Origin of the sequence: Paraburkholderia ginsengisoli NBRC 100965 (genome assembly GCF_000739735.1) — a bacterium.
GTDB classification, from domain to species: Bacteria; Pseudomonadota; Gammaproteobacteria; order Burkholderiales; family Burkholderiaceae; genus Paraburkholderia; species Paraburkholderia ginsengisoli.
In genome coordinates this window covers 534,173-558,913 of record NZ_BBJF01000004.1, presented here as the reverse complement: position 1 = coordinate 558,913, position 24,741 = coordinate 534,173, and the positions used below count along the sequence as shown (strand labels likewise).

The 24,741-nt window shown below is 65.0% G+C and carries 26 protein-coding genes; 12 read left to right on the top strand and 14 right to left on the bottom strand.

Translation table 11 applies throughout. The annotated features are described in order from the left end of the window. Positions 1–21: 21 nt before the first annotated feature. Entirely contained in the window at positions 22–942 is a 921-nt protein-coding gene (locus BGI01S_RS06580; RefSeq protein ID WP_042323458.1) for a LysR family transcriptional regulator, read from the bottom strand. Between the two features lie 103 nt (positions 943–1,045). On the opposite strand from BGI01S_RS06580, the gene BGI01S_RS06575 reads away from it, so the two are divergent. From BGI01S_RS06575 to BGI01S_RS06565, 3 genes are all read left to right on the top strand, one after another. Further along, on the top strand, positions 1,046–2,329 hold the full coding sequence (locus tag BGI01S_RS06575) for an aromatic ring-hydroxylating oxygenase subunit alpha (protein ID WP_042323456.1): 1,284 nt from the start codon (positions 1,046–1,048) through the stop codon (positions 2,327–2,329). Next, entirely contained in the window at positions 2,326–2,826 is a 501-nt protein-coding gene (locus BGI01S_RS06570; protein WP_042323454.1) for an aromatic-ring-hydroxylating dioxygenase subunit beta, read from the top strand. The genes BGI01S_RS06575 and BGI01S_RS06570 overlap by 4 nt, the downstream gene beginning before the upstream one ends. A gap of 183 nt (positions 2,827–3,009) precedes the next feature. Beyond that, positions 3,010–4,326 (top strand): MFS transporter, encoded by a 1,317-nt coding sequence (locus tag BGI01S_RS06565; protein WP_042323452.1) that lies wholly within the window; start codon positions 3,010–3,012, stop codon positions 4,324–4,326. A 7-nt stretch (positions 4,327–4,333) separates the two neighbouring features. Here the strand turns inward: BGI01S_RS06565 and BGI01S_RS06560 are convergent, their stop codons facing one another. After that, entirely contained in the window at positions 4,334–5,833 is a 1,500-nt protein-coding gene (locus tag BGI01S_RS06560) for a PAS domain-containing sensor histidine kinase (protein WP_084585312.1), read from the bottom strand. A 244-nt stretch (positions 5,834–6,077) separates the two neighbouring features. On the opposite strand from BGI01S_RS06560, the gene BGI01S_RS06555 reads away from it, so the two are divergent. The 5 genes from BGI01S_RS06555 to BGI01S_RS06535 all read left to right on the top strand — a co-directional run bounded on the left by BGI01S_RS06555 (position 6,078) and on the right by BGI01S_RS06535 (position 10,237). Next, positions 6,078–7,250 carry an acyl-CoA dehydrogenase family protein gene (locus BGI01S_RS06555; protein ID WP_042323448.1) on the top strand — a complete coding sequence of 391 codons (1,173 nt, stop codon included), beginning with the start codon at positions 6,078–6,080 and terminating at the stop codon, positions 7,248–7,250. 88 nt (positions 7,251–7,338) lie between these two features. Beyond that, positions 7,339–7,743 carry a hypothetical protein gene (locus BGI01S_RS06550; protein ID WP_042323446.1) on the top strand — a complete coding sequence of 135 codons (405 nt, stop codon included), beginning with the start codon at positions 7,339–7,341 and terminating at the stop codon, positions 7,741–7,743. A 20-nt stretch (positions 7,744–7,763) separates the two neighbouring features. Next, complete coding sequence (locus tag BGI01S_RS06545) at positions 7,764–8,279, top strand: nuclear transport factor 2 family protein (RefSeq protein ID WP_042323444.1); 516 nt, start codon at positions 7,764–7,766, stop codon at positions 8,277–8,279. Then, complete coding sequence (locus tag BGI01S_RS06540) at positions 8,276–9,400, top strand: amidase (protein ID WP_042323443.1); 1,125 nt, start codon at positions 8,276–8,278, stop codon at positions 9,398–9,400. Before BGI01S_RS06545 ends, BGI01S_RS06540 begins: the two co-directional genes overlap by 4 nt. A gap of 93 nt (positions 9,401–9,493) precedes the next feature. Next, positions 9,494–10,237 (top strand): SDR family NAD(P)-dependent oxidoreductase, encoded by a 744-nt coding sequence (locus BGI01S_RS06535; RefSeq protein ID WP_042323441.1) that lies wholly within the window; start codon positions 9,494–9,496, stop codon positions 10,235–10,237. 54 nt (positions 10,238–10,291) lie between these two features. Here BGI01S_RS06535 and BGI01S_RS06530 read toward each other — a convergent pair whose 3' ends face one another. Next, positions 10,292–10,954: a response regulator transcription factor gene (locus BGI01S_RS06530; RefSeq protein ID WP_042323439.1), complete on the bottom strand. Its 663-nt coding sequence runs from the start codon at positions 10,952–10,954 to the stop codon at positions 10,292–10,294. A gap of 312 nt (positions 10,955–11,266) precedes the next feature. Between BGI01S_RS06530 and hpaC the strand changes: the two genes are divergently transcribed. Next, a complete protein-coding gene (gene hpaC, locus BGI01S_RS06525; RefSeq protein ID WP_042323437.1) occupies positions 11,267–11,812 on the top strand; it encodes a 4-hydroxyphenylacetate 3-monooxygenase, reductase component in 546 nt (181 codons plus the stop codon). A gap of 160 nt (positions 11,813–11,972) precedes the next feature. Here hpaC and BGI01S_RS06520 read toward each other — a convergent pair whose 3' ends face one another. From BGI01S_RS06520 to BGI01S_RS06495, 6 genes are all read right to left on the bottom strand, one after another. Then, entirely contained in the window at positions 11,973–12,644 is a 672-nt protein-coding gene (locus tag BGI01S_RS06520; RefSeq protein ID WP_042323436.1) for a DUF799 domain-containing protein, read from the bottom strand. Positions 12,645–12,654: 10 nt separating this feature from the next. Further along, entirely contained in the window at positions 12,655–13,026 is a 372-nt protein-coding gene (locus BGI01S_RS06515; protein WP_042323434.1) for a DUF4810 domain-containing protein, read from the bottom strand. Positions 13,027–13,110: 84 nt separating this feature from the next. Further along, positions 13,111–13,788, bottom strand: coding sequence for a CsgG/HfaB family protein (locus tag BGI01S_RS06510; protein ID WP_042324462.1), 678 nt, complete (start codon positions 13,786–13,788; stop codon positions 13,111–13,113). Positions 13,789–14,219: 431 nt separating this feature from the next. Further along, entirely contained in the window at positions 14,220–14,612 is a 393-nt protein-coding gene (locus BGI01S_RS06505) for a copper resistance CopC family protein (protein ID WP_042323432.1), read from the bottom strand. Then, positions 14,609–15,523, bottom strand: coding sequence for a hypothetical protein (locus BGI01S_RS06500; protein WP_042323430.1), 915 nt, complete (start codon positions 15,521–15,523; stop codon positions 14,609–14,611). Before BGI01S_RS06500 ends, BGI01S_RS06505 begins: the two co-directional genes overlap by 4 nt. A gap of 119 nt (positions 15,524–15,642) precedes the next feature. Next, positions 15,643–16,089, bottom strand: coding sequence for a DUF2946 domain-containing protein (locus BGI01S_RS06495; protein ID WP_042323428.1), 447 nt, complete (start codon positions 16,087–16,089; stop codon positions 15,643–15,645). Positions 16,090–16,284: 195 nt separating this feature from the next. Between BGI01S_RS06495 and BGI01S_RS06490 the strand changes: the two genes are divergently transcribed. Continuing rightward, the gene (locus BGI01S_RS06490; protein ID WP_042323427.1) at positions 16,285–17,637 is read left to right on the top strand and encodes a TAXI family TRAP transporter solute-binding subunit; all 1,353 of its coding nucleotides are present in this window, start codon (positions 16,285–16,287) and stop codon (positions 17,635–17,637) included. Between the two features lie 16 nt (positions 17,638–17,653). Here the strand turns inward: BGI01S_RS06490 and BGI01S_RS06485 are convergent, their stop codons facing one another. From BGI01S_RS06485 to BGI01S_RS06470, 4 genes are all read right to left on the bottom strand, one after another. Next, positions 17,654–18,415 carry a ProQ/FinO family protein gene (locus BGI01S_RS06485; RefSeq protein WP_042323425.1) on the bottom strand — a complete coding sequence of 254 codons (762 nt, stop codon included), beginning with the start codon at positions 18,413–18,415 and terminating at the stop codon, positions 17,654–17,656. 276 nt (positions 18,416–18,691) lie between these two features. After that, positions 18,692–20,056 carry an ATP-binding protein gene (locus BGI01S_RS06480; protein WP_042323423.1) on the bottom strand — a complete coding sequence of 455 codons (1,365 nt, stop codon included), beginning with the start codon at positions 20,054–20,056 and terminating at the stop codon, positions 18,692–18,694. Next, positions 20,056–20,715 (bottom strand): response regulator, encoded by a 660-nt coding sequence (locus BGI01S_RS06475; protein WP_042324460.1) that lies wholly within the window; start codon positions 20,713–20,715, stop codon positions 20,056–20,058. The genes BGI01S_RS06480 and BGI01S_RS06475 overlap by 1 nt, the downstream gene beginning before the upstream one ends. A 172-nt stretch (positions 20,716–20,887) precedes the next feature. Then, positions 20,888–21,244, bottom strand: coding sequence for a hypothetical protein (locus tag BGI01S_RS06470; protein ID WP_042323422.1), 357 nt, complete (start codon positions 21,242–21,244; stop codon positions 20,888–20,890). A 281-nt stretch (positions 21,245–21,525) separates the two neighbouring features. On the opposite strand from BGI01S_RS06470, the gene BGI01S_RS06465 reads away from it, so the two are divergent. Both BGI01S_RS06465 and BGI01S_RS06460 read left to right on the top strand, forming a co-directional pair. Next, positions 21,526–22,185, top strand: a complete 660-nt coding sequence (locus tag BGI01S_RS06465; protein WP_042323420.1) for a response regulator — start codon at positions 21,526–21,528, stop codon at positions 22,183–22,185. Then, complete coding sequence (locus tag BGI01S_RS06460) at positions 22,182–23,621, top strand: ATP-binding protein (RefSeq protein WP_042323419.1); 1,440 nt, start codon at positions 22,182–22,184, stop codon at positions 23,619–23,621. Before BGI01S_RS06465 ends, BGI01S_RS06460 begins: the two co-directional genes overlap by 4 nt. A 15-nt stretch (positions 23,622–23,636) precedes the next feature. Here BGI01S_RS06460 and BGI01S_RS06455 read toward each other — a convergent pair whose 3' ends face one another. Further along, on the bottom strand, positions 23,637–24,680 hold the full coding sequence (locus BGI01S_RS06455; RefSeq protein ID WP_084585286.1) for a flippase-like domain-containing protein: 1,044 nt from the start codon (positions 24,678–24,680) through the stop codon (positions 23,637–23,639). Between the last annotated feature and the right edge of the window lie 61 nt (positions 24,681–24,741).

Genomic DNA, 24,741 nt, shown 5'->3' with positions numbered 1-24,741 from the left:
TCGCCTCTGAAGCAGCATCGATCAGCGTTCGTCGAAGCGCCGCACGATGTCGGCCATCAGATTGCGCAGCCAGACGTTGCCTTCGTCCTGGTCGAAATGCTCGTGCCAGTGCATCGTGACCGCCGCGACCGGCAGGCTCACCGGCAACTCGTAAATCTGGAAGCCGCCGTTGCGGTTGAAAATCTGCGCGAGGCGGCGCGGCAGCGTCGCGAACAGATCGGTGACGGCGAGTACGCTCGGCAACGCGACGAAATGCGGTAGTTCCAGCGCGATATGGCGCCCCACGCCTTGTGCGCGGAACTCGTCGTCGAGCGCATGGTGGCTGTGCTCGACCGACGTGATCTGCACGTGCGACGCATCCAGAAACGCCTTCAAATCCAGTACTTTTGTGTGAGGCAATCCGCGCCGTTTGCGGGTCATGCACACATAGGTCTCCTCGAACAACGCCTGATGACGCGTGCGCGCGGTCAGCGTCGGCAGATTGCCGATGGCGAAATCGAGCCGGCTTGCGCGCAACGCGTCTTCGATGGCTTCGACCGGCAGCGGCTCGACCCGCAATTTCACGCGCGGCGCCTGCCGATGCAAGGCCTCGCAGATCGGCGGCAAATAAGCCAGCTCACCCGCGTCCGATAGCGACAGCCGGAACGTGCGCGTGCTCACCGCCGGATCGAAATGCTCCGCGTAACGCAGCGCCTCGCGCACCGTGTCCAGTGCGCGCGACACGATCCCCGACAACTCCAGCGCAATCGGCGTCGGCTGCATGCCGACGCGCGTGCGAATGAACAGCGGATCGTCGAACAGCGTACGCAAACGCCCCAGCGAATAACTGATGGCCGGCTGTGACAGCGCGAGTCGCTGACCGGCTCGCGTGAGGCTGCGCTCTTCGACGATGGCCTGAAAAACGCGCAGCAAATTGAGGTCGACGTGATCCAGCGAATTCATCGAGATATCCATCCGATTGATCTTGGTTTTTATTTTAGATCAATTTGACGCATATCAGTCACTCGGCGAGACTCTGCTCCATCGACCACCCCACTACACCGTCATGAGCGAATCCTCATATCAGACCGTCGATGCCAGCGCGTTGTACCAGCGCGCGCAGTCCGACCGCGTCGCCCCGTCGCTGTACTACGACCCGGCCATCTTCGAAGCCGAACTCGAGCGCATTTTCTACAAGACGTGGATCTGGGTCGCGCACGAAAGCGAACTGCCAAATCCAGGCGACTTCCGCACCACGACGATCGGCCGCCAGCCGATGATCGTCGTGCGCGACAGGAGCGGCGCGGTCAACGTGCTGCAAAACCGCTGCCGTCATCGCGGCGCGACTGTGTGCGAACAGCACAAGGGCAACGCTAAAGGCTTCACGTGCCCGTATCACAGCTGGACCTACGGCCTCGACGGCGCATTGCGCGCGCTGCCATACGGCGACGGCTATGAAGGCGTGATCGACAAGACCGAACTGCCGCTCGCGAGCCTGCGCGTTGGAATCTATCAAGGTTTGATATTTGCGAGTTTCAATGAGGAAATCGAGCCGCTCGAAGATTTTCTCGGCGGCGCGAAGCCGTGGATCGATCTGTTCATGAAGCAAGGCGCCGGCTATCCGATCAAGGCCAACGGCGAACACCGCTTCCGCTTCAACGGCAACTGGAAGATTCAACTGGAGAACACCACCGACCTGTATCACTTCCCGGTGGTCCACAAGTCGTGGATGAAATCGATCGACGACGAAACCGCCACCGCGATCACCAGTTTCATGACCAGCGAAGACGCGTTCTGCCGCTCGCTCGGCAACGGTCACAGTCTCGCGGTGCTGGTGCCCGAACTCGTCGATCTCGACAAGGATGACGGCGCGCCGATTCCCGAGCGCTTCGAAGCGCTCGCCGCGTCGCTCGCGAAAGATCATGCGCCCGATGAAGTGCGCCGCATCGTGCGCTCGCTGATGGGCGTCGGCTTCAACCTGAACCTGTTTCCGAACCTCGCGCTGTCGATGGCGTTCTTCCGGGTGCTGCGGCCCATTTCCGCGAACGAAACCGAGATCCGTCACGTCGCGCTCGCCATGGACGGCGGTCCCGACGAAGCGAACCGCGTGCGTCTTCGGATTCACGAACACTTCCAGGGCCCGTTCGGTTTCGGCAGCCCCGACGACGCCGAAGCGTGGGAGCGCGTGCAGCGCGGCTCGCAGGCCGGCCCCGATCTGCCGATCCTCGTGAATCGCGGCCTGAATCGCGAGAGCACCGCGCCGAACGGCGAGAAGACCGCGCACGCCACCGACGAAACCGGCATGCGCGAAGCGTACGCGCAATGGCGCACGATGATGGAGCAAGCATGATGGACGACCGCAACACGCTGTTCTCGCAGAAGATCTTTGCCGACGCGATCGAACTCATCTGGCGCGAAGCCGAATTGCTGGACCGCAAGGACTATCGCGCGTGGTTGTCGCTGTGGGACCCGGCGGGCTTTTACGTGGTGCCGATCGAACCCGACGCGACGGACTTCGCGGCCACGCTGAACTACGCATACGACGATCAGGACATGCGCGAAAAACGCGTGCGACGGATGACATCCGGCTATTCCGCATCAGCCAGCGATGCCGCCCGCACCGTACGCACCGTTTCGCGCTTCACGCTGACGAGCGACGCGAGCGACGAAGTCACGGTGAACTCCGCGCAGGTGATCGTCGCGTACAAACGTGGCAAGGCGACGTTGTTCGCGGCGGACCTCACGCATCGGATCGGCTTTGCGAGCGGCGAGCCGCGCATCGTGCAGAAGGTGATCCGCCTGATCGATTCGACCGATGCATTGAGCGCGATCGGCTTTCTGTTGTGACCGCCTGAAGCGCGATCTTCGGACCCACGAGCGAAGCGAAACGATCAAGGACATCCCGAACAGCGACTTCGGCATCGGCCGCCAGACCGCGAAGTCGCTCGGGCGCTAGCGCCCCGGAGTACTTTTTTTTAACCCACGACACCCCCGATACCCGCGAAACGCGCGCAACCAGCGAGCCCGACGATGCAAAACGATACGCTTTCCCCTACGGCCGGATCGCTTCCCGCGTCCGCGACGCCGGCCACTTCGCGAACCTTGCGGCGCATCATCGTCGCGTCCGTGCTCGGTAACGCGCTCGAATGGTACGACTTCTTTCTGTACGGCACGGCCGCGGCGCTGATCTTCGGGCCACTGTTCTTTCCGTTGCACGGCGATCCGTTGCTCGGCACGCTCGCCGCGTTCGCGGGCTTCGCAATCGGCTTTCTCGCGCGGCCGCTCGGCGGTGTCGTGTTCGGCCACATCGGCGACCGGCACGGCCGCAAACGGGCGCTCGTCGTCACGCTGATGATGATGGGCGTTGCGACTTTCGGCATCGGCCTGTTGCCGACGTTCTCGCAGATCGGCTTTCTCGCGCCCGTCGCGCTAGTCTGCCTGCGGGTCGTGCAAGGCGTCGCGTCCGGCGGTGAATGGGGCGGCGGCGTCCTGCTAATCAGCGAGAGCGCGCCGGCGAATCGCCGCGGCTACTACGCGTCGTTCAGCCAGTTGGGCGTGGCGGGCGGCTTCGTGTTGTCGGCGGCGGCGTTCTATCTGGTGCAGCGCCTGCCGACGGAGAGCTTCATGTCGTGGGGCTGGCGTGTGCCGTTTCTCGCGAGCGTGCTGATCTTCGGTGTCGGCGTTTATATCCGGCGACGCCTGCCCGAGAGCCGCGACTTCGCGGCCGCGAAACCGCAGCACATGCCGGTGCTGACCGTGCTGCGCAATCATCCGAAGCAGGTGTTGCAGGCGATGGGACTGCGCGTCGCCGAAAACGGCGGCACGTATATCTTTCTGTCGTTCGTGCTGGTGTACGGCAAGACGGTCGGCGTGCCGGTGTCGGTGATGCTCGGCGGCGTGATGATCGCGATGCTGCTCGAACTCGTGACGATCGTGCTGTGGGGCCGGCTCTCGGATGTGATCGGGCGCCGCCCCGTGTATATGATCGGCGCGCTCGGGCTCGTGGTGATCGCGTTTCCGGCGTTCTGGCTGATCGACACGCATCAGCCGCTGTATGTGTTTCTCGCGCTCGCACTGGGTTTGCCGTTCTGCCACGCCGCGATGATCGGCACGCAACCCGCGTTGATGGGCGAACTGTTCCCCACTGAAGTCCGCTACTCGGGCATGGCGCTCGGCCACGAAATCGCGTCGGTGTTTTCCGGCGGACTCGCGCCGCTCGTCGCGACCGCGCTGTACGCGCAGGTTCGCGCGCCGTGGCCAGTTGCGCTGATGCTGATCGCCTTCGGCCTGATTACCGCGTTGACGCTCGTGACGATTCCGAGGAACACGCACGCCGCGTATGACTGAGCCGCGTTCAATCGTCCGCCGCGGGCGCGAGCGGCAGCGAGAAGCTGCATTCGAGCCCGCCGTGCGGCGCAGGCTTCGCCCAGATCTCGCCACCATGCCGCGTGACGATGTTCTTGCACAGCGACAGCCCGATGCCGTTGCCGCCCGCCTTGGACGACGAGAAGCCGTCGAACAGGCGCCCATGCATATCGGCCAGCACGCCGCGGCCATTGTCGATCACCTGGACGAGCGCGTGTTTGCCGCGCAGTTGGGTGACGAGGCGCAGCGCACGACGCTGCGGTTGCGCGGCGTCCGTTCGAGCCTGTTCGCTCAACGCGTCGATCGCATTGAACGCGAGATTGAGCACCACTTGGCCGATCAGCACGCGCTCGACATACACCGGCAACGGCGCGCGCGCCTGCTCGATCGTGACCGTCACGTCCGCTTCGCGCGCGCGCAACTCGATGAAATAAGCGGCATCCGCGAGCACATCGCGCAAGTCGGCATGTGTCTCGCTCGGCTCGCGCCGCGCGATGTAATCGCGCACGCTTTTGATGATCAGCGTCGCGTGCTCCGCCTGCCGATCGGCGTTGCGCAGCCCCCAGATGGCATCGTCGAGCGAGGCGGGTTGCGCGAGCCGGCGAATCGCCCCTTCGATGAAGTTGCGCACCGCCGCGAGCGGCTGGCTCAACTCATGGGCGATCGCGGTCGCCATTTCGCCCATCGCGTTATAGCGCCCCGCGTATTCGAGCAGACGCGCTTCGTGGCGGCGCGCTTCCTCGACGGCGACCTCGTCGGTCACGTCGCGAAAGAGCAGCAGCAGGCCGTTGAGATCGTCTTCGATTTCGATCCGCCGGCACGTGATGCGCAGCCAGCCCGGCGTGCCGTCGCGACGCGTGATCCGATAGCGCTGTGGCGCCGACGGCTCGATGCGCGGTGCAGCCGCGAGTTGCGCGAGCAGACGGTCGCGATCCGGCTCGCTGCAATAGTCGAGCACGTCGCCCATCGGCGCGCCCTCTTCCAGTCCGAGCACGCGGCGCCCGGATTCGCTAACGAATTCCACTTCGCCCGCGGGCGTCAGCACCGCGACGCCCTCGCCGAGATCCTGCATGAATTCGCGCAGCCGCGATTCATAGCGCCGCAAGGTTTGCTTGAGCGTGTCCTCGGCGCTGATGTCGCGGAACTGCACCATCACGACCGGGCGCCCGGCGAGCGGTACATAGGTGGCAATTGCTTCGGACAACATATCGGCGCCGCTGCGCGAACGGTAGCACCACTCGTAGACCTGGGGGCCTTCGGTGATCGAGCGATCCATCGCGCCGACGCCGATCTCGCGCCGGTACTTCGGCACCGGACGCGTCATGTCTTTTGCCTTCAGCGGCAGCAGTTCGTCGAGCGTGAAGCCGAGCGCGTCACAGGCCGCGCGATTGGCCCACACGATCGCCTTGGTCTGCGCGTCGTGCAGCAGCACGCACAGCGTCAGCGCGTCGAGCAGGCGGTGGAAATCGGCTTCGGCGGGGAAAGTCATCAGCGGGAGCGGCATGGGTGTTCGTTCGGGTCTGTGCAGAAACATAACACCAGTCCCCGCAATCCGTATCTGAAGATTTCTTTAGACGACCCCGGTGCGCTACCTAAACGTGCGCCCCGCGTCCCAATTGAAGCCTTCTTTTGGCGTTTCTAGACTGGCTTCATCGTGCACGGCGCGTGACACCTCGCCCGACGTGCGTCGTATTCCACCGCCCCCAGCCGATAACGAATCAAGGAGAAGCCCCATGTCCGCCACCGCCGTTGCCTTCGATCACTCAAGCGCGTCGACGAATGCCCGCCTGCCGCTCGCCGACGTGATCGCCGAGATCGCCGCGCGCCGCGACGAGTTCGATCGTCTCTCGCATGTGCCGCGCGACGTGATCGCCAAACTCAAACGCGCGGGCATCTATCGCGCGGCGACGCCGAAGCGCTTCGGCGGCGATGCGCTCGCGCCCACCGCGTTCCTCGACATGATCGAACGGATCGCGGCAGCCGATGGTTCGGCCGCATGGGTCGCGAGCTTCGGCTCGGCCAACGTCTACCTCGCCGCGCTGCCGCTGCAGACCCAGGCCGAGATCTACGCGGACGGCCCCGACCAGGTGTTCGCCGGCGGCCTGTTCCCGGTGCAACCGGCGCAACCCGCGGACGGTGGCTGGCGCGTGAGCGGCACGTGGAAATTCGCGAGCGGCTGCAAAGGCGCAGACTGGCTCGGAGTTGGCATCGGCACCCAAAGCACGGGCGGTGGCGTGCCCGGCAAGCCACGCACCGCCGTGTTCCGTGCGCATCAGGTGGAGATCGTCGAGAACTGGGACGTGGTCGGTATGCAAGGCACCGGCAGTCACGATCTGCGCGTGAACGACCAGTTCGTCGCGGATGCGTGGACCTTCGTGCGCGGCGGAGAACCGTGCGTCGACGAACCGCTGTATCGCTACCCAACCATCGCGTACGCGGCGCAAGTGCTCGCCGTGGTCAACCTCGGACTCGCGCGCGCCGCGCTCGACGTCGCCAACCAGATGGCGGGCGGCCGCAAGACCACGACCGGTGCGCCGCAACTCGCCGATCGCGCGTACTACCGCATCGAACTCGCGAAGGCCGAGGCGCAATTGCGCTCGGCCCGCGCGTTCTTCTACGAGAGCACCGACGAGGTCTGGCAAGCGATCCTCGCCGGCAAGCCAGTTACCGCCGATCAGATCAGCCTGCTGCGCCTCGCGGCCACGCAGATCGCCCGTGAAGGGGCTGGCGTCGTGCAGCGGGCGTACCGGCTCGGCGGCACGATGGCGATCTACCGCTCGCATCCGTTGCAGCGCCTGTTGCGCGACTCGATGGTCGTCACGCAGCACGCGTTTCTCGGCGAGGGCAACTACGACGGCGCGGGCGCGGTGTTCGTTGGCGTGCCGCCAATTCCGGGCTATCTGTGAGCAGCGTTTGCGCGATTCACCGACGACTCACCAACGACTAGGCAGCCGCCTGAAAAGCAACCTCATCACTTTCAAGGAGCATCCACTCATGTCTACCCCGTCCGCCGCCACGCCCTCCACCGACAACCCCGCGCTGCCGCTACGCGTGCTGTTCTGCTGCGGCGTGACGCAGAATTTCTTCGACTTGCCGCGCGAGCAGATCGGCACCGTCTGGCAGGCTTACGGCAAGATGCTGGCCGCCGTTGAAGCGATGGAAGGTGTCGACGTGCTCGGCATCATGGACGATGACCGCCTCACCGTCGGCAACGCGGATAACTCACCGTGGACCTTCTACATCATGGCCGACGTGCGCGACTTCGATACGGCGGTCGCCGTGTGCAATCTGTACCGCACGACGCCGGTCGGCGACTACAACCTGTGGCGCTACGGCAAGATCGAAGCGCGTGTCGGCCGTGCATTGCAAGTGCCGCCGCAGCACGCGAACGCTACGTGACCGTGACGGAGCACGATGCAATGGACGCGAACCCCGACACGTTGCGCGTGCTGAGCGAACGGCTCGCCGCGCTCGAAGCCGAAACGGCGGTGCGCCGCACGATGGCGCGCTATATGGCGCTGTGTGATGTGCCGAGCGGCGCGCTCGAAGGCGAAACGCTCACTGCGCTGTTTGCCGCCGATGCCGTGTGGGAAGGCATCGGCCCGCAGTATGCCAACAAGTTCGGATACCTGAAGGGTCACGCGGCGATTCTCGCGATGCTCACGCGCTACCTGCCGCCGTCGCCACACTTCTCAGTGAACGTGCACTTCCTCACGTCGGAAACGATCGACGTGCGCGATGCGAGCGCGAAGGGTCGCTGGATCATGCTGCAAACGTCGGGCTACGTCGACGCGCCGGCCGAACTGATTTCGGCGCGCCTCGAAGTGGATTTCGCAACGGCCGGCAATGGCCGTGACTGGCTCATCACTCACTTTCGCACCGAGCGTCTGTTCGACGCGCCGTGGCAAGTCAATGCAAGGAACACGAAGCCATGAACGAGTTTATCCAGACCTTGTCGTTGGGCGGACCGGGACCGTCCATCGCGATCAAGGACACGATCGATATCGCCGGCTACGCGACCACCGCCGCGAGCCGCGCGCTGGCCGACACGCCACCCGCGCAGCAGCATGCGGAAGTCGTCGCGCGTCTGGTCATGGCCGGTTGGCGCATCGTCGGCAAAGCGAACATGCACGAGCTTGCGTTCGGCATGACCGGCATCAACGACTACACCGGTACGCCGCAAAATCCGCAGGACGCTACGCGTATTCCGGGCGGTTCATCGAGCGGCTCGGCGGCGGCGGTCGGCCTGAAACTCGCCGACGCCGCGCTCGGCACCGACACCGGCGGCTCGATCCGCGGCCCCGCCGCGTGCTGCGGCGTGCTCGGTTTGAAACCGACATTCGGCCGCGTGTCGCGGCACGGCGTGGCTCCGCGAGAATCGTCGCTCGATTGCGTCGGGCCGTTTGCGCGTGAGATGTCGATGCTGGTCGCCGCGATGCACGCGATCACCGCCGACTTCGACACGCACGCCGCGCGCGCGTGGCTGGGTGCATGCAAGGTCGGCATCGTGCAGGCCGACGCGACGCGCGAGATCAGCGCGGCGGTCGCGCGCGCGGCCGACGTGGCCGGCTGCACGGCGCACGCGACGCAACTCGCCGGACTCGCGGCCGCTTTCGATGCAGGCCTCGCCGTCATCAATGCGGAGACATCGCGCGCATTCGGTCATCTGGTGGAGAGCGGCAAACTCGGCGCCGATCTCGATGTGAGGCTGCGCGCCGCGGTTAAAACCACCGGCGCGCAACTCGACGCGGCCGAGCAGATTCGCCGGCAATTCACGGCCGCCGTGAATCAAGCGCTCGACAGCGTCGACGTGCTGATTCTCCCCACGCTGCCCGCGTTGCCGATCACGCTCGACGAAGCGCGCGGCGGCGCGTCGGTGATCGCGATGTCGTCGCTGATCCGCCCGTTCAATCTGAGCGGCCATCCCGCGCTGAGCGTGCCGTTGCCGATCGCCGGTTCGTCGTTGAAGGCGGGCTTGCAGATCGTCGGACGCAAGGGCCAGGACGAACAGGTGTGCGCAATCGCGGCGCGTTTCGAAGCCGCGCTCGCCGCCTAGGCGATCTCATGCAATACAGGCAACGCGCGCGACGCGGCAACGCACACGCTCGCGTCATCGCCGCGCGTTGCGCTTACTCACGGAGTGGAAGTCATGCAGAAAAGAGTCGTACTCGTCACCGGCGCGGCGCGCGGACTGGGCGCCGCGCTTGCCGCGCGTTTTCATGCGGCCGGTTATGCGGTCGCGCTCGGCGACATTGCGTTCGATGCCGCGCAAGCGCTGGCACGCGATCTGAGCGCCGACGGGTCCAGCGCGTTCGCACTGAATCTCGACGTCACCGCGAAGGCCGCGTTCGAAGCGGCGCGTGACGCGATTCTCGCCCGTTGGGGGCGCGTGGACGCGCTGGTCAACAACGCGGGCGCATCCAGGGTCGTCCCTGTGATGGAAATCACCGCCGAGCAGTTCGATCAGGTCATCAAGGTCAATCTGCGCAGCGTGCTGTTCGGCTGCCAGGTATTCGGCCAGCATTTCGCCGATGCCGGCGCGGGACGCATCGTCAACATCGCGTCGCTCGCCGGACAAAATGGCGGCTCGGCCACCGGCGCGCACTACGCGGCCGCGAAAGGAGGCGTGATTACGCTCACCAAAGTGTTCGCGCGCGATCTCGGCGCGGCGGGCGTCACCGTCAACGCGATTTCACCGGGGCCGATGGATTTGCCGATCGTGCATGAGAGCGTCGCGCCCGACAAGCTCAAGGCGGTGCTCGCCAATATTCCCGCAGGCCGTTTGGGCTCGGCGGATTATGTCGCCGACGTGGCGGTGATGCTTGCCGCGGAGAATGCGTACTTCGCGAATGGCGCGTGCTGGGATGTGAACGGCGGGTTGTTCATGCGGTGAGTGGAGTGACGAGCATCGATGTGCGCGGCGTGACGAGTCGCGCGTTGAAGTGCTTCAATGCGCGTGCGTGCGCAGCGCCCCATCCTCTTCCCACACCGCCATCACTTCGCGCACCAGCATCGCGATCGAGGCCGCGCCGAGTTTGTCCTTGATGCTCGCGCGATGGACGTCGACCGTCTTCACGCTGATCGACAGATCGCTCGCGATGCGCTTGCTGCCCTTGCCGTCGACCACCCCGCGCAGCACCTCCGTTTCTCGCGCGGTCAGCGACTCGATGCGCTTGCGCAACTCGCGCTGCTTCTGACCGGCGACGTGCCGCTGCGCCGCGAGCTTCACCGCGCGCTGCACACGGTCGAGCATCTGCTGCGAGTTATAGGGCTTCTCGACGAAATCGATCGCGCCGTTCTGCAACGCGCGCACGGACATCGGAATGTCGCCATGACCGCTGACGAAAATAATCGGCAAGGTCGCGCCGCGCTGGTTCAATTCCGCTTGCACGTCGAAGCCGCTCTGCTCCGGCATGCGCACGTCGAGCACGAGACACGCGGGAATGGCGGGATCGAACGCGGCGAGAAACTCGCTCGCATTCGCGAAGCCCGTGGACTTCATGCCGACCGATTCGAGCAGCCAGGCGAGCGACGTGCGCATACCGCTGTCGTCATCGACGATATAGACGATCGGTGCGGGGACGGTAGCGGCTTGCGGCGACTGAGGCATGGGGACAGGTTCGTGTTGGTGCGGAGGCGGCGATCCGAGACGTGGAGCGATCGGGCGCAAACCATCATACCCAGCGAAAAAAGCGGTGCGAAGTGATAGTTACCCTGAAATTGCGCTGACAACTCGCTGCACTCGCTCGCCAAATGTGCACCAGGGCACAGAGGACGCGTCAGGCATTGGGGAAAACTTTAGATATGTTGGGAAAGACGCGCACTGGCGCGCCGCTCGCGCGGATTTTTTTCCGCATCCGGATTGATTACGCTTGAATCCAGATCAGCACCGACGATGCCGCGCTCTCAAGGAATCCAGTTCATGACCACCATGCCGACCCCGTTGGCCACCGCCGACAACGACGCCCCCCTGAACGCCAGACAGCAATTCCGTCAGGCGATGGCGCATCTGTGCGCGGCCGTCAACGTCGTCACGACCGCCGGTCCGCACGGACGCTGCGGTGTCACCGCGAGCGCCGTATGTTCGGTCACCGATACACCGCCCACGCTGCTCGTGTGCCTGAACCGTTCGAGCGCGATGCACGCGATTTTCGAAGGCAACCGGCGGGTGTGCGTCAACGTGCTGCCCGGCGAGCACGAATTACTCGCGCGTCACTTCGCGGGCATGACCCACGTGCCGATGGAAGAACGCTTCGGCTGGCCGATCTGGGACGACGGCGCGCACGGCGTGCCGGTGCTGCGCGATGCGCTCGCGAGCCTGCAAGGCGAGATTGTCGATCTGAAGGAAGTCGGCTCGCACTCGGTGATGTTCGTGAAGACCACGTACATCAGCGTGCGCGCCGATGGCGACGGGCTGATCTACTTCGACCGCAATTTTCACCGCATCAAGCGGGTTGCGTCGTGTTGAGGCCGTCGTCATCGAACTGGAATAGCGGCGCGGAGGCGACCGCTTCGACGAAGCAGTCGATCACACGGGTGGCAACGCTTCGCGCACCGGAACGGCCATGATGCGCTCGCGAATCCGGACGCAAGAATCAAACGGCGGCTCAAACGACCGCCGCCGTCAATCAATCCGTCCCATACTTCGGCGAGCGCGGCCCATACAACAGCCCGTTCGGATGCCCCGCCGAAAGCAACCGTGAACTCGTCAGCGCCGCCACGTCGTGGCCCTCGTCCATCAGCGAATGAGCGATCTGCTTGACCGCCGCCTGCGCCAGCATACCGACGATGCCAAAGCCAACATTGAAGTTCGCGCCGACTTCATTGCCGTTGGCCTGGCCCCTGCCCTCCCACAGCACATCGCCGGACTTCAGATCCACAAGCTTCGCCGATGCTGCCACCACCGTCGTACTGTCCACCACTTTATAAACGGAGCCGTACTGCGTGATCTTCGAATACAGCACGGCATCCGCGCCGAAAATCTCACGCAGCTTAGCGGGCGACACCTGTTCGATCTCCGCGGGCGTGGTCAGCCCGTTCTGCCTGAAGGTCTCGTCCATCAGCGCGACCGGCATCACGTAGTACCCCGCCTCCGCGAGCGGCTGCGTCATCTGCGATAACAGACTCGACGAAGCCGCCACATCCGACGTTTCATTCACCGGCGGCAGCACCAGAATGGAATGCGGCTGATCTCTTTTGAACGCCGTGTAATCCATATGCTTGGGCTGCGCCACGCACGCGGCGAGCAAGCTCAATACCGACGCCGCCGACACGAGCTTCAGGGAAATAGATTTCAACATCGCGCTGCTCTCATTGTGGTTTGGACTTTTTCAGCAAAAAGTCCATATAGGTCGACGATTCCGGAAACAACTGCTGCTCCGCCTGCAATTCCTGATGCGCCTGCTGGTCCTTGCCGACGCTTGCATAGAGCATCCCCAGATGCGCATGGAAACCGGGCGGCGGCGTCTTGCCTTTCGCGCTGATCGTCTGCAGCGCTTTCTCCAGCGCGTCGATCTGCTCCTGCGGACTCGTCTTTCCCTTGAAGTACTCGTAGACCTGCGGTTGATAGCCATCCCACTGATAGAGCGGCGGGGTCGGTTGACGTACTGCGCATCCGCTCAATAGCGTCCCCGCGGCGATGAGCGGCAAGCACGCGCGTTTCGTTATCACTGTTATTCTCATCGGTTAAAGCTGATAGGTAGTAGATTTGAATGGCGGAGTTCCTCTCCGCTTTTTTTTCGGCGCTGTTTGGACGTTGTTTCGCTTCTATTTCGATGCGTTCAACGCGCCCGCGTCGACCTGCTCGACGAGACGATTGACCGCCTCCTGAATGGCCAGATCGAGTACCTTGCCGTTCAACGTCGAGTCATAGCTCGCCGTGCCGCCGAAGCCGATGACCTCGCGATTCGACAGGCTGTATTCGCCCGCGCCCTGGCTCGACAACACCACTTCGGAGGTCGTCGTATTGACGATATTCAGGTTCACCTTCGCGTATGCGACCTGGCTCTTGCCGCGCCCGAGAATGCCGAACAGTTGCTGATCGCCGACTTCCTTGCGGCCAAATTCGGTCACGTCGCCGGTCACGACGAAGTGAGCGCCCTTCACCGCTTGCACCGACTTCATGAACGCGGATTCCTGTTTGATCTCGTCGAGGTTGTCGCGATCCAGCACGTTGAAACGGCGGCTCTGTTGCAGATGCGTGATCAGGATCGTCTTAGCCTGGCCGCCGAGACGGTCGATGCCGTCGGAGAAGATGCCGCGCATATAGCTCGAACGATTGTCGAACTTGCCGAGCGCGATCTCGACCGGCTTGCCGGTGAACGGCGTTTGCGCGCTGCTGACTACAGGCACCGGCAGCGTGCGCGACGATTCGGTGGCGCAACCGGCAAGCGCGCCAGCAATCGACGCCGCAATCAGCAACTTGAGTTTCGTAGACGTTTTCAAACGATTCATCTCCATTGAACTAACTCGGACATCAACACGTCGGCGATTGATTGCGCAATAGCCGGACGCGCGGAATGCTATTCGCGCATCCGGACACACGGCATTAACGTTGTATTGGCACGACGAAAAAAACGCGGTGCAATCATGACGGACGTGGTGCGCGACAGGCGTGCGAAAAAGTGGGTCCTGCCGGGCGAAGTTCTATTCGTGCCCGTCGCGCCCTCTATTCGGACTGGCCGGAAAATAGCCTATTCCCGCGAATCAATGGGTGAACAATTGCAAAATCCGACGCACAGCCACCACGGTTCCTGTAAATAGAACCCGGCTGATTGATGTGGGATAAAAAACGGCTGCAAACGTGTCCAACGTGAATTGCCGGACACGTTCATGCGTGTTTCATCAATAGCCATTAGCGCACTGCGCGCGTCGAATTACTTCACGTCGAATCCATAGTCGCCATGCGTGCGATGTCCGTCCGACGCCACCGCCACCCAATGCACCGCGTAGTGACCGGCCGCGAGAGACGGCAATGGCACCGACATCGTGGTGGGCTGATGCGGATCGACCGAGGCCTTTTGCGCGTTGACCTGCTTGCCGCTTGCGTCGGTCGCGGTCAGCGAACTGAAGGCGGGTTCGAGCGGTCCGTCGAAGATCACGCGCACTTGCGTAACCGACGTCACCGTTGCGCCAGCGCCCGGCTCCTGCTTCTGTGGAAACACATGCGCAACGGCGACGCTGGCGAGCATGAGGCCGGCCGCAAGCGTCGTCAGCTTCGCGGCCAGGCGCCGCGCGTTGAGAGAGGTTCTTTTCAGCGCGTCGTTCATCGTGCTTCTCCCATGTTGCCGAACAGAGGTTTGCCGATCGTGGCCGGTGCTACGTCGTCGAAGAACACATGCGCCTGCACCAGAATGCCGACGTGCGAACCGCTCGCACGGTTGAGCGGAATTTGCGCCTCCACGCCGAACTGTCCATAACGATTGATCCAGATAAAGCCCGGATTGATCGTGCCGGTCGTCTGGCCCTGGCTTCTCGACAGCGGAATTTCCACCAGCGGAATCAGGTTCGCGAACGGTTGCGGCAAGCCGGCGTCGTGCACGTGCTGCTGCAAATACGGCAGGCTGTATTGCACCGTGAAGCCATAGTTGAACGCGTTCGGCTGCCCCGCGCCGGTGGTTAGCGCCGGGCCCGCCTCGGCCGTGATCGCGACAGGCCGCAGATAAGCCAGCGGCGCCGGCAGGTCGCCCATGCCCTTGCCAAGGTAGAGGGTCGGCGAGATCGTCGAAAAGTTATCCGCGATCGCGCGGCTGCCGGTGCCGCCGAACTCGGCGTCCACGCCGATCGACGTCATGAATTCATGCTCATCGTTCACATAGAGCAGGTACTTCAGACCGATGCCGAAGTTGTCGAAACCGCGCGCCGACGGATTGTTCTGCATCACGTAACCGCCATCGACGGATAGCGCGAGGCGCGGCGTGATCAGCTTGTCGTACTCGAAGCTGAAGGTGTTGATGCTCTGGTCGCCGTCATCGCCGGGCACGCGCTGATGGCCGTACTCGAAGTTGGCTTCGTCGCCGACGCCGGGGTCGTCGACCGCCATCGTCGACGGGAAAACGCGGTTGCCCGCAATCGCGTGCGCATCGACGAGCGCGGGCGTGCCGAGCGCGACACCGGTGACGGCCGCGATGTGCGACGCCGCGCGCAGCGTCCGGCGCAGGCGCGTGGTTGAAGTTGACATGGTTCATCCTGTTCGATGGGTCGTGACGATGCCGGCACGCAGGTTCGAATGAACGTGCGGCGGCCGCCGCGCGGCGGTTCAAGGAAGCGGGAAAAAGCCTCGCGGCGCGGTGACTCGAATCAGGATACGAACGGAGGCGCGCGGGGTTGCGCGAAGGTGAGCGGTTCGACGCGGCGAACGCGCTCGAAGCGGACAGCGACGGTGTGCTGGCGAGCCCGCACGGCGACGACGAACAACGCGTCGACGCTGGGCATCGCGGGGAAATGGGCCAGCAGGCTGCAGTAGCCGCAGGCGTCGTCGCCGGCGGACATTTGCGCGTGCTTGCGGGTTGGGTCGGCGGGGGGTGCGGGTGCAGCCGACCCAGCCGGCCCAGCCGGCGTAAGGGAGGGCTCGTCCTGCATCGACGACATGCCATCCATCGACGACATCGTGCAATGCCCGTCGGCCATCGCGCCGTCGTCCGCGCGGGCGGCGAGCGTATGCGAGAGCGTCGGTGCGAGCGTGGCCATCAGGATCGCGAACAATCCCAGCCAACTGCCGATCTTCCGCAGGAATCGACTCAAGATGCGCCCGGCAAGACGATGAGAAGTTGCGGCCGATTATGCCACGCTCATTCAACACCCAACACCCAACACCCGACACGCACCGCGCCGGGCATCGCCCAGACACATCCCGCCGTCCGGTCAATAGAGCAAACTGCCGACGGCAAAGCCGCCGCGCACAGTGGACAATGCGTGATCGGCTTCCGCCACGGAGTGTCCATGAAAGCGCAGCGTCGGCGTCCCCCGTCCTTTCCCGGCGACCATACGCATGCCGAATGGCGCGACCACACGCTGCCTTACATAATCGTGGCCGCACTCGTCGTGCTGGCGATCACGCTGGTCATCTGGCTGGTCGACCCGGCGCCGCCGAAGACCATCACGATGAGCGCGGGCCCGCGCGACAGCTCGTTTCTCGTCACCGCGAATCAGTACAAAAAGATCCTCGCACGCAACGGCATCCGGCTGAGCGTGCTGGAGTCCGACGGCTCGGTGCAGAACCTCCAACGTCTTCTCGACCCGACCCAGCGTGTCGACATCGCGCTCGTGCAAGGCGGCGTGGCCGGCGGGTTCGACACGTCGTCGCTGATGTCGCTCGGCAGCGTGTTCTATATCCCGGTGGTCGTGTTCTATCGCGGCGCCGGCCTCACCCAGCTTTCACAACTGGAAGGTAAACGGATCGCGATTGGCCGCGAAGGCAGCGGCACGCGTCTGCTGTCGCTCAAGCTGCTGGACGCGAACGGCATCGGGCCCGGCGGCACCACCACGCTGGTGCCGACCGACGGCTTGCAGGCTGCCACCCAGCTGGTCTCGGGCGAAGTGGACGCGGCGATCCTCAACGGCGACTCGGCCACGCGCGGCCTGATGCTGCGGCTGCTCAAAGTGCCCGGCATCTCGGTGATGAATTTCGACGAAGCGAGCGCGTATACGCGGCTTTTTCCGTACCTGGACCAGATCGACCTGCCGCCAGGCGTGCTCGATCTGAAGTACCGGATTCCGCCCGAGACGGTGCACCTGATCAGCCCGACCGCCGAACTGGTCGCGCGGAGCCATCTGCATCCGGCCATCTCGGACTTGCTGATCGAAGCGGCGCAGGAAGTGCATGGCACGGCGGGGCTGTTGCAACACGCGGGACAGTTCCCCAATCCGGTCGCCCGCGAATATCCGATCAGCGACGATGCGCAGCGCTACTACCGGACCGGCAAGAGTTTTCTGTACCGCACGCTGCCGTTCTGGCTGGCGAGCATCGGCGACCGCACGCTCGTGCTGTTACTGCCGGTGGCGGTGCTGCTCTTTCCGACCATGCGCCTGATCCCCGCGCTGTACCGGTGGCGGATCCGCTCGCGGATTTATCGCTACTACGGGGCGTTGATTGCGATCGAACGCGACGCGCTCGCCGATTCGACCGACGAAGAGCGTAAGCAACTCTTCGCGCAGCTGGATCAGATCGAGGCGTCGTTGAATCAGTTGCGCATGCCGTTGGCGTATGCCGACGCGTTCTATGTGCTGCGCGAACACGTCGGCTTCGTGCGCAGCCGGCTGGCGGCTGCGGAACGGCAAGGCAGCACCCCGTAGATGGGGTGGCGAGGTTTTATGCTTCGGGAGTCGGAGCAGCCGGCGTATTGGCCGGCGAGTGGGTGGGTTCCGCCGCCGCTTCGGTTTGCGCGGCAGGTTCCGTCGAGGCGGCTTGCGGCTTGTCGCTGCTGTCGGACTCGCCCGGCGCGCTCGCGGCCACATTGGCCACGTCAGCCGGCGCCGTGGCCGCTTCAGCCGACGATGCGTCCGTCGCCGCTGCCGCCTTCGGCGCGCCCTTGCCGGCGCGGTGCGCCTGCAAACGCTGCGCGCCCGCCGCTTCCTGAGCAGTGACGAGGCCCGCCGCTGCACCCGTCAGATCGACGCGAGCCGCGCCTTCGACGAGACACTTCCAGTAGCGGCTGCCCCGGCACCACGTCTTGATCGCGTCGCGCAGTTCGGCTTCGCTCAGCGACAACTCCTTCGCATGCGCGACGAGGTCTTCGAAGATGCCGATCTTCAACGGCAGCTTGGGCGCCGGATTCTTCGGGAATGCAACCGGGAAACGCTTCTGCAGACGGCCGATCGATTTCACCACCGGGTCCACGGGCTTGGCGTCCACGGCCGGCTTCGCCTGCGCGGCGGGCGCGTCGCGGCGCGGCTGCGCGGGTTTGCGGGCAGGCCTCGCGCCCGGTCTGGAACCAGGCTTGGAGTCGGCTTTCACACCGGCCTTCGAAGCAGGCTTGGATGCCGGTTTGGCATCGGACTTCGCGGCAGGCGCAGCTTCGGCGCGTGCGGCGGCCAGTTGCTTCTTCAGTTCAGCGAGTTGTTCGAAACCCATAGCGCACAATCGATCGAGAAAGACGAGATTGTAGCAGCGTGTGGACACGCGCTCGTGACAACGCGACTAGCGCGGCTATCGATACGACGGCAAGCCTGCGCGGGACTGCGGTCCATGCCCGGGATTCCGGCCCCGCGAGCCCGCCTCGACGCTGCGTCGATCGCGGTCAATCCGCCCTTCATACCGTGATTTCAGCGCGTCGTTTGAAAAAACGGCTGGCACAAGGTGAGAGCACGCGCACAGCAGGCGCGACGTCGAACACCGCACAGCCGCGCGTCACAGTCTGACCGCCACAGGCGCCCCGGCCATGTGCGCCGTGAATCCGAACACCGCGACACGCAAGCCGGGCCGCCCCTCGTTGTTGCGCAGCGACAGCCCGAGCTGATGCCGCCCGGCGATGCGCGAGACGATCGCCAGGCCGAGCCCGCTGCCCTCGCCGCGCGCTTGCTCGCCGCGATAGAAGCGGTCGAACACGCGTTCGAGCTCCGCCTCCGGGATGCCCGAGCCGCTATCGACGACGTCGAAGCCGACCCGCTCGTCCGCGCGCCTGAGAATCACGTCGACCCGGCCGCCTCGCGGCGTATGGCGGATCGCGTTATTGATCAGATTGCCCAGCATCACGCTCATCCCGTGCGGCTCGGCCAGCACCGTGTACGCGTCGTTGGGCGAGCGCGCGCCTTCGCATTCGAGACCGAGATCGATCTCCTGCGCCTCGGCCAGCAACGACAGATCGCCCACCACCTGCTCGCCGATGCGGCGCAGGCTGACCGGCACCATCGATGTCACCGCATGCGCGTCTTCGCGCGCCAGCGTCAGCAACTGCTGCACGAGGTGGATGATGCGGTTCACGCGCCCCTCGACGCGTTCGAGCGTCTGCCCCTCGCCTTTCAGCGAGCCATCGCGCGAGGCCGCCTGTATCTGCAGCTTCAACGCGGCGAGCGGCGAGCGCAATTCATGCGCGGCATCGGCGATGAAGGTGCGCTGCGCCTGCGACGCGGTGTGCAAGCGTTGCAGCAGATCGTTGAGCGCTTCCACCAGCGGCTTGATTTCGACCGGCACGCTGCCGTCCAGCCGCAGCGGTTCGAGCGAGTCGATCGAGCGGGTCGAGAGCGCGCGCGACAGACCGCCGATCGGCGCGAGCCCGCGCGCGACCACCAGCAGCACCAGCACGATCGTCACCGGGACCAGCACGGCGAGCGGCCAGAGCGTGTGCAGCGCCAGATGCAGCGCGAGGTCCTCGCGCACCGAGATCGGCTGCGCCACCTGCACATAGCGGTCCTTCTGCTGGACGCCGAACGTGCGCCATTGATTGCCGCCGCGCTGGACCAGGCTGAAGCCCTCCTGCTGCCGCTCGAACGCCGGCGCCTGCGACGAGTGATAGACCAGCTCGCCGTCACGGTCCCAGATTTCGATGACAACCCGGTCGTCGGACAGACCGCCGAGGTCGGGCTCGCGCTGTTCACCGTCGCCCGCGCCGTTCAGGTTCGACGGCAACGACACGGCGATCGTGCGCAGCTCGTAGTCGAACAGCTCGCTGGCTTCCTCGCGCGCGGTGTGAAAGATGCCGAACGCGGCCACCGCCGCGGCCGCCGCCATGCCGAAGATGAGCCAGCCCAGCAGCCAGCGGCGAATCGACCTCATCAGCACCTCTTCAGACGGTAGCCCACGCCGCGCACGGTCACGACCTGGTCCGCGCCGATCTTGCGCCGCAAGCTGTGCACGTGGACCTCGATCGTGTTGCTGCCTACCTCCTCGCCCCAGCCGTACAGCTTTTCTTCGAGCTCGGCCTTGGTGAACACGCGCCTCGGCTCTTCGATCAGCGCCTGCAGCAGTGCGAACTCGCGCGGCACGAGCGGCAACGGCGCGCCGTCCTTGGTGACTTCGTGCGCGGCGGGGTCGAGCGTGAGTTCCGCGTGCGTATAGATGGGCTGCTTCTGGCCGGTGCGCCGGCGCAGCAGCGCGCGCACGCGGGCGGCCAGTTCGTCGAGATCGAACGGCTTGATCAGGTAGTCGTCCGCGCCCGCATCGAGACCGCGAATCCGTTCGTCGACGGCGTCGCGCGCGGTCAGGATGATGACCGGCGCGGCGCCGCCGTTCCTCCGATACACGTTGAGCACGTCGATGCCGTCTTTTTTCGGCAAGCCGAGATCGAGCAGCACGAGGTCGTACACGCCATTGCCGAGCGACAACTCCGCCGCGCGGCCGTCCTCGGCCCAGTCGGTCGCATAACCGGCGCGACGCATCGCACCCAGCACGGTTTCCGCAATCATTTCGTCGTCTTCGACCAGTAGCAGGCGCATGGCCTTTTCTCCGTCCAGTTTTTGCCCGCCCATTGTCCAGGCCGTCAGCTTAACGCCTCCTTATGGCCGGCTGACGGATTACTGAGGGGATGCTGACGGATGGATCGGGCGACGCGCAAGGCGTGCATGGAGCGGGATCAAGCGTGACGGCCGGACAGCGCGACGCCTGCCGTCAGAGCCCGGCCAGCACGAACGGCTTACCGGTCAAACGCAGATGCAGAATGACGAGCCAGCGCCGCGGACAATCCGGCGTCACGGCAAATTCAACCGGCCACGCCGACCGGTCGACCGGCGTCGCATGGTGGCTCTCGACGGCCACCGCGAAGGCGGCCTGCGCAAACTCGCGCGCGACGATCACGCCGCCTGCGATCACCGCGATCGCAACGAGCCGGAACGACATGGAGCCGAAGAAGTGCTGGGACACCGGTAGCACAAGCAACGCCACGCACAGCAGCGCCTCGGCACCCGCAGCCGTGAGCGAGGCCACCAGCAGATGGGCGCGCAGCATGTCGACGGTGACTGGCTTCATAACGTGGCCTCGTGACCTGGCGGAGTGCACGGCGCGTTTCATCAGTGAGATCGATCGATGCGGCGACCTGACATACCCGCCTGTCCCGCAAGTTCATCATGGCCACACGACGGGCGTATGTCGAGCGGCGATAGTATCGATTCAAGCTGAAGGAAACCTTAAGCAACCCTACGCTAAAAAACCGCGCGATAAACCGCATAATCGAACTTCGAAGCGCGCAGCGTCGTTGCACAAAAAGCGCGTGACGTTATGCAATAAACACTCAACGGAAACTCTCTCTCATGCGCGTACTCCTCGTCGAAGACGACGATCTGATCGGCTGCGGTGTCGAAGCCGGATTGCGTCAAGCCGGCTTCACCGTCGACTGGGCCCGCGATGGCCACAAGGCCGGCCTCGCGCTCGACACCACCACCTATGCGCTGGTCGTGCTCGATCTAGGCTTGCCGCGCGTCTCCGGTATGGACCTGCTCAAGCGCCTGCGCGATGCCGGCAAGGATGTGCCGGTGCTGGTGCTGACCGCGAAAGGCACGGTGGCCGACCGGGTCGGCGGTCTCGAAGCCGGCGCGGACGATTACCTCGGCAAGCCCTTCGATCTCACCGAACTGATCGCGCGTTGCCGCGCCCTGCTGCGCCGCGCGCAAGGCCGCAGCGTCGAGCTGATCCGCTATCAGGACCTGACGGTCAATCCGGCCGCGCAAACGGTCGAACTGGGCGCGACGCGCGTGCCGCTCACGTCGCGTGAATGGGCGGTGCTGTTGCAGCTGTTGACCCATCAGGGCATTCCGCAATCGCGCTCGCGGCTCGAAGAAAGCCTGTACGGCTGGCAGGAAGAAATCGAAAGCAATGCGATCGAGGTACACGTGTCCAACCTGCGCAAGAAACTCGGCGCGGGGCTCATCAAGACCGTGCGCAATATCGGCTACGTGGTGGAGAAGGAATGATGGGCGCGTCGATTCGCCGGCGCCTCGTGCTGCTGGTGCTCGCGAGCATCGTGCTGATCTGGGGCATTGCGCTGGTGTCGAGTTATCGTCAGGCGACGCGCGAAGTCGGCGAATGGGAAGACGCGCGTCTCGCGGAACTCGCGCAGATTCTCGCGCTGCTCGATCAGCGCAACCTGACCACGCTCGCCAACGCGCGCATCGACGTGCGCGAAGAAGAAAAAGGCGGCGACCCTGGCGCCAGCGATCTCGACGACGACGACACGCTGCCGCGCGACGCCCTCTTCCAGGTGCGCGGCGCGAACGGCGACGTGCTCGCGGGCAGTCCGCCATTGCGCGCGCTCGGCGCGTGGGATCTGCCGGTACCGTCCATCAGCGGCGCGCACGACATCACGCTGGGCGGCCAGCGCTATCACTCGTTCACGTTACGCGACACGGCGCTCGGCCACACCGTGCGCGTGTTCGAACCGGCCAATACGCGCAGCGACCTGGTGAGCGGCGTCGCGAGCCGGATCGCGCGCCCCACGCTGATCGCGCTGCCGGTGCTGGCGCTGCTGGTGTGGTTCAGCATCGGCTGGAGCCTCGCGCCGTTGAAGGTACTGTCGGACGCGATCCGCTCGCGCGACATTCACCGGATGGAGCCGGTCGACATCGGCCGTGCGCCGCTCGAAGTGCGGCCGCTCGTCGATGCGATCAATCTGATGCTGTCGCGTTTGCTGAACTCGGTGGAGCGCGAACGCGCCTTTACCGCCGACGCCGCTCACGAACTGAAGACGCCGCTCGCCGCGATCAAGGTGCAGGCGCAAGTCGCGCTCGCCGAAACGGACCCCGCGTTGCAGCGGCTCGCGATGGAGCGGGTCGTGCAAGGCGTGGATCGCAGCGCGCGGCTCGCCGAACAGTTGCTGCTGCTCGCGCGACTCGATGCGCACGAGAAGTTGTCGACCGCGCCGCTCAGACTCGCGTCGGTCGCGAAGAGGACGCTGCTCGCCAACGAGCAGAACGCGCGGCAGAAGGACATCAGCGTGATGCTGAGCGGCGACATGCGCGCGGAGATCGATGCGGAGCCGGTGCTGATCGGCATCCTGCTCGACAATCTGCTCGATAACGCGATCAAGTACGGGCGCAGCGGCGGCCACGTCGAAGTCGCGGTCGCGCGGATCGGCGATCGGGTGCAACTCAGCGTGCGCGACGACGGGCCCGGCGTGGCGGCGGACGATCTCGCCCGTCTGACCCATCGCTTCTTTCGCGCGACCGGCAATCAGGCCACCGGCAGTGGGCTGGGGCTGTCTATCGTCGCGCGCATCGCCGGGCATTTCGGCGCGCGGCTGCAACTGGGCTCGGGCATCGGCGCGCGAGGTCTCGCGGTGGAAGTGTCGTTTCCCGCCCATGCGCAATCGCAAGCGCAAATACAACCGCAGCCGCAATCACATGTGCATTGATGCCGTTGCGCCGTTCTAGCGCCGGCTCGTCTCGCTCACCGCGGAGCGCGGCTCGCCGCGTTTTGCGCGCGCGTCGTCGAGCGCGGACCGCGCCGCGCGCTTCGGCGATTCGGCGAACTGCCACGCGATCAGCCCCGGCACGAACAGCAGCAGGTCGCGGATGCGCCGCGCGGCGGCCAGCGCGAGGCAGGTGGACGGATCGAGTCCGAGCGCGCCGCCGATCAGAATGAAGCCGCCCTCCTGCACGCCGAGTCCGCCCGGCACGAAGAACGCGGCGCTGCTGATCGCCTGGATCAACGATTCGATCACGAGTGCTTCGACGAGCGTGACCCGCACGCCGAGGAAGTACAGCGCGAGCCAGATTTCGAGCGCGGTCAGCAGACACTGCAGCGTCTGCCAGAAGAACAGATAGCGCAACACGGCCGCGCGGCGCCGCCAGATCAGCTTGATCGACTGATCGATCTGCGCGGACTGGCCGACCAGTTCCGCGAGCTTGCCGCTTGTCATCCGGTTCAGCGCGCGTGTGATGCGCTCGAACGGATTCGCATGCTGCACGAGCGCGAACAACAGCAGCATCGGCGCGAGCACCACCACGCCCCACGCGAGTTGGCCAGCGAGCCGCAGCGTGCCGGAGTGCGCATGCATGAACAGGAAGCCGATGCCGACCATCGTGAACATCAACTGGCTGATCACGGTGAGCTGCATGTCGACGACGATGCTGCCCACCGCCGTCGACGGCCGCACGCCCCAGCGTTTGAGCATGCGAAACGCCACTACTTCGCCACCGATCCGCGCGACCGGCAACATGCTGTTGACCGATTCGCGGACCCACACCAGATGCGTCATGCCGACCACGCCGGGCCGGTTCGCGCCGCGAATCAGCGAGCGCCAGCTGCAGGCATTGGCGATCATCGGCAGCACGTGCGCAAGCGCCGCCACGACGAGACCCGCGCCCGCGGCTTGCAACGCGCCGAACACGGCGGACGGGTTGTCGCGCCAGACGAGCCAGAGCGACAGCAGCAATCCGAGGAGCGCGGCGGCGCGGCCGAGATGCTTCATCACGCGGCCGCCCGGTGTGGATGCGTGGCAGGCGCGGTCTCGATGTCCGCATGGCCCGCGC

What these genes read in the sequence shown, in the direction of transcription:
- BGI01S_RS06560 (WP_084585312.1), bottom strand. Translation starts at nt 5,833, where the DNA reads ATGACTTTCCCCGCCGAAGCCGATTTCCACCGCCTGCTCGACGCGCTG.
- BGI01S_RS06455 (WP_084585286.1), bottom strand. Translation starts at nt 24,680, where the DNA reads ATGAAGCATCTCGGCCGCGCCGCCGCGCTCCTCGGATTGCTGCTGTCG.
- BGI01S_RS06475 (WP_042324460.1), bottom strand. Translation starts at nt 20,715, where the DNA reads ATGCGCCTGCTACTGGTCGAAGACGACGAAATGATTGCGGAAACCGTG.
- BGI01S_RS06570 (WP_042323454.1), top strand. Translation starts at nt 2,326, where the DNA reads ATGATGGACGACCGCAACACGCTGTTCTCGCAGAAGATCTTTGCCGAC.
- BGI01S_RS06465 (WP_042323420.1), top strand. Translation starts at nt 21,526, where the DNA reads ATGCGCGTACTCCTCGTCGAAGACGACGATCTGATCGGCTGCGGTGTC.
- BGI01S_RS06520 (WP_042323436.1), bottom strand. Translation starts at nt 12,644, where the DNA reads ATGTTGAAATCTATTTCCCTGAAGCTCGTGTCGGCGGCGTCGGTATTG.
- BGI01S_RS06575 (WP_042323456.1), top strand. Translation starts at nt 1,046, where the DNA reads ATGAGCGAATCCTCATATCAGACCGTCGATGCCAGCGCGTTGTACCAG.
- BGI01S_RS06515 (WP_042323434.1), bottom strand. Translation starts at nt 13,026, where the DNA reads ATGAGAATAACAGTGATAACGAAACGCGCGTGCTTGCCGCTCATCGCC.
- BGI01S_RS06460 (WP_042323419.1), top strand. Translation starts at nt 22,182, where the DNA reads ATGATGGGCGCGTCGATTCGCCGGCGCCTCGTGCTGCTGGTGCTCGCG.
- BGI01S_RS06530 (WP_042323439.1), bottom strand. Translation starts at nt 10,954, where the DNA reads ATGCCTCAGTCGCCGCAAGCCGCTACCGTCCCCGCACCGATCGTCTAT.
- hpaC (WP_042323437.1), top strand. Translation starts at nt 11,267, where the DNA reads ATGACCACCATGCCGACCCCGTTGGCCACCGCCGACAACGACGCCCCC.
- BGI01S_RS06505 (WP_042323432.1), bottom strand. Translation starts at nt 14,612, where the DNA reads ATGAACGACGCGCTGAAAAGAACCTCTCTCAACGCGCGGCGCCTGGCC.
- BGI01S_RS06565 (WP_042323452.1), top strand. Translation starts at nt 3,010, where the DNA reads ATGCAAAACGATACGCTTTCCCCTACGGCCGGATCGCTTCCCGCGTCC.
- BGI01S_RS06535 (WP_042323441.1), top strand. Translation starts at nt 9,494, where the DNA reads ATGCAGAAAAGAGTCGTACTCGTCACCGGCGCGGCGCGCGGACTGGGC.
- BGI01S_RS06555 (WP_042323448.1), top strand. Translation starts at nt 6,078, where the DNA reads ATGTCCGCCACCGCCGTTGCCTTCGATCACTCAAGCGCGTCGACGAAT.
- BGI01S_RS06545 (WP_042323444.1), top strand. Translation starts at nt 7,764, where the DNA reads ATGGACGCGAACCCCGACACGTTGCGCGTGCTGAGCGAACGGCTCGCC.
- BGI01S_RS06470 (WP_042323422.1), bottom strand. Translation starts at nt 21,244, where the DNA reads ATGAAGCCAGTCACCGTCGACATGCTGCGCGCCCATCTGCTGGTGGCC.
- BGI01S_RS06550 (WP_042323446.1), top strand. Translation starts at nt 7,339, where the DNA reads ATGTCTACCCCGTCCGCCGCCACGCCCTCCACCGACAACCCCGCGCTG.
- BGI01S_RS06540 (WP_042323443.1), top strand. Translation starts at nt 8,276, where the DNA reads ATGAACGAGTTTATCCAGACCTTGTCGTTGGGCGGACCGGGACCGTCC.
- BGI01S_RS06480 (WP_042323423.1), bottom strand. Translation starts at nt 20,056, where the DNA reads ATGAGGTCGATTCGCCGCTGGCTGCTGGGCTGGCTCATCTTCGGCATG.
- BGI01S_RS06485 (WP_042323425.1), bottom strand. Translation starts at nt 18,415, where the DNA reads ATGGGTTTCGAACAACTCGCTGAACTGAAGAAGCAACTGGCCGCCGCA.
- BGI01S_RS06490 (WP_042323427.1), top strand. Translation starts at nt 16,285, where the DNA reads ATGAAAGCGCAGCGTCGGCGTCCCCCGTCCTTTCCCGGCGACCATACG.
- BGI01S_RS06580 (WP_042323458.1), bottom strand. Translation starts at nt 942, where the DNA reads ATGAATTCGCTGGATCACGTCGACCTCAATTTGCTGCGCGTTTTTCAG.
- BGI01S_RS06500 (WP_042323430.1), bottom strand. Translation starts at nt 15,523, where the DNA reads ATGTCAACTTCAACCACGCGCCTGCGCCGGACGCTGCGCGCGGCGTCG.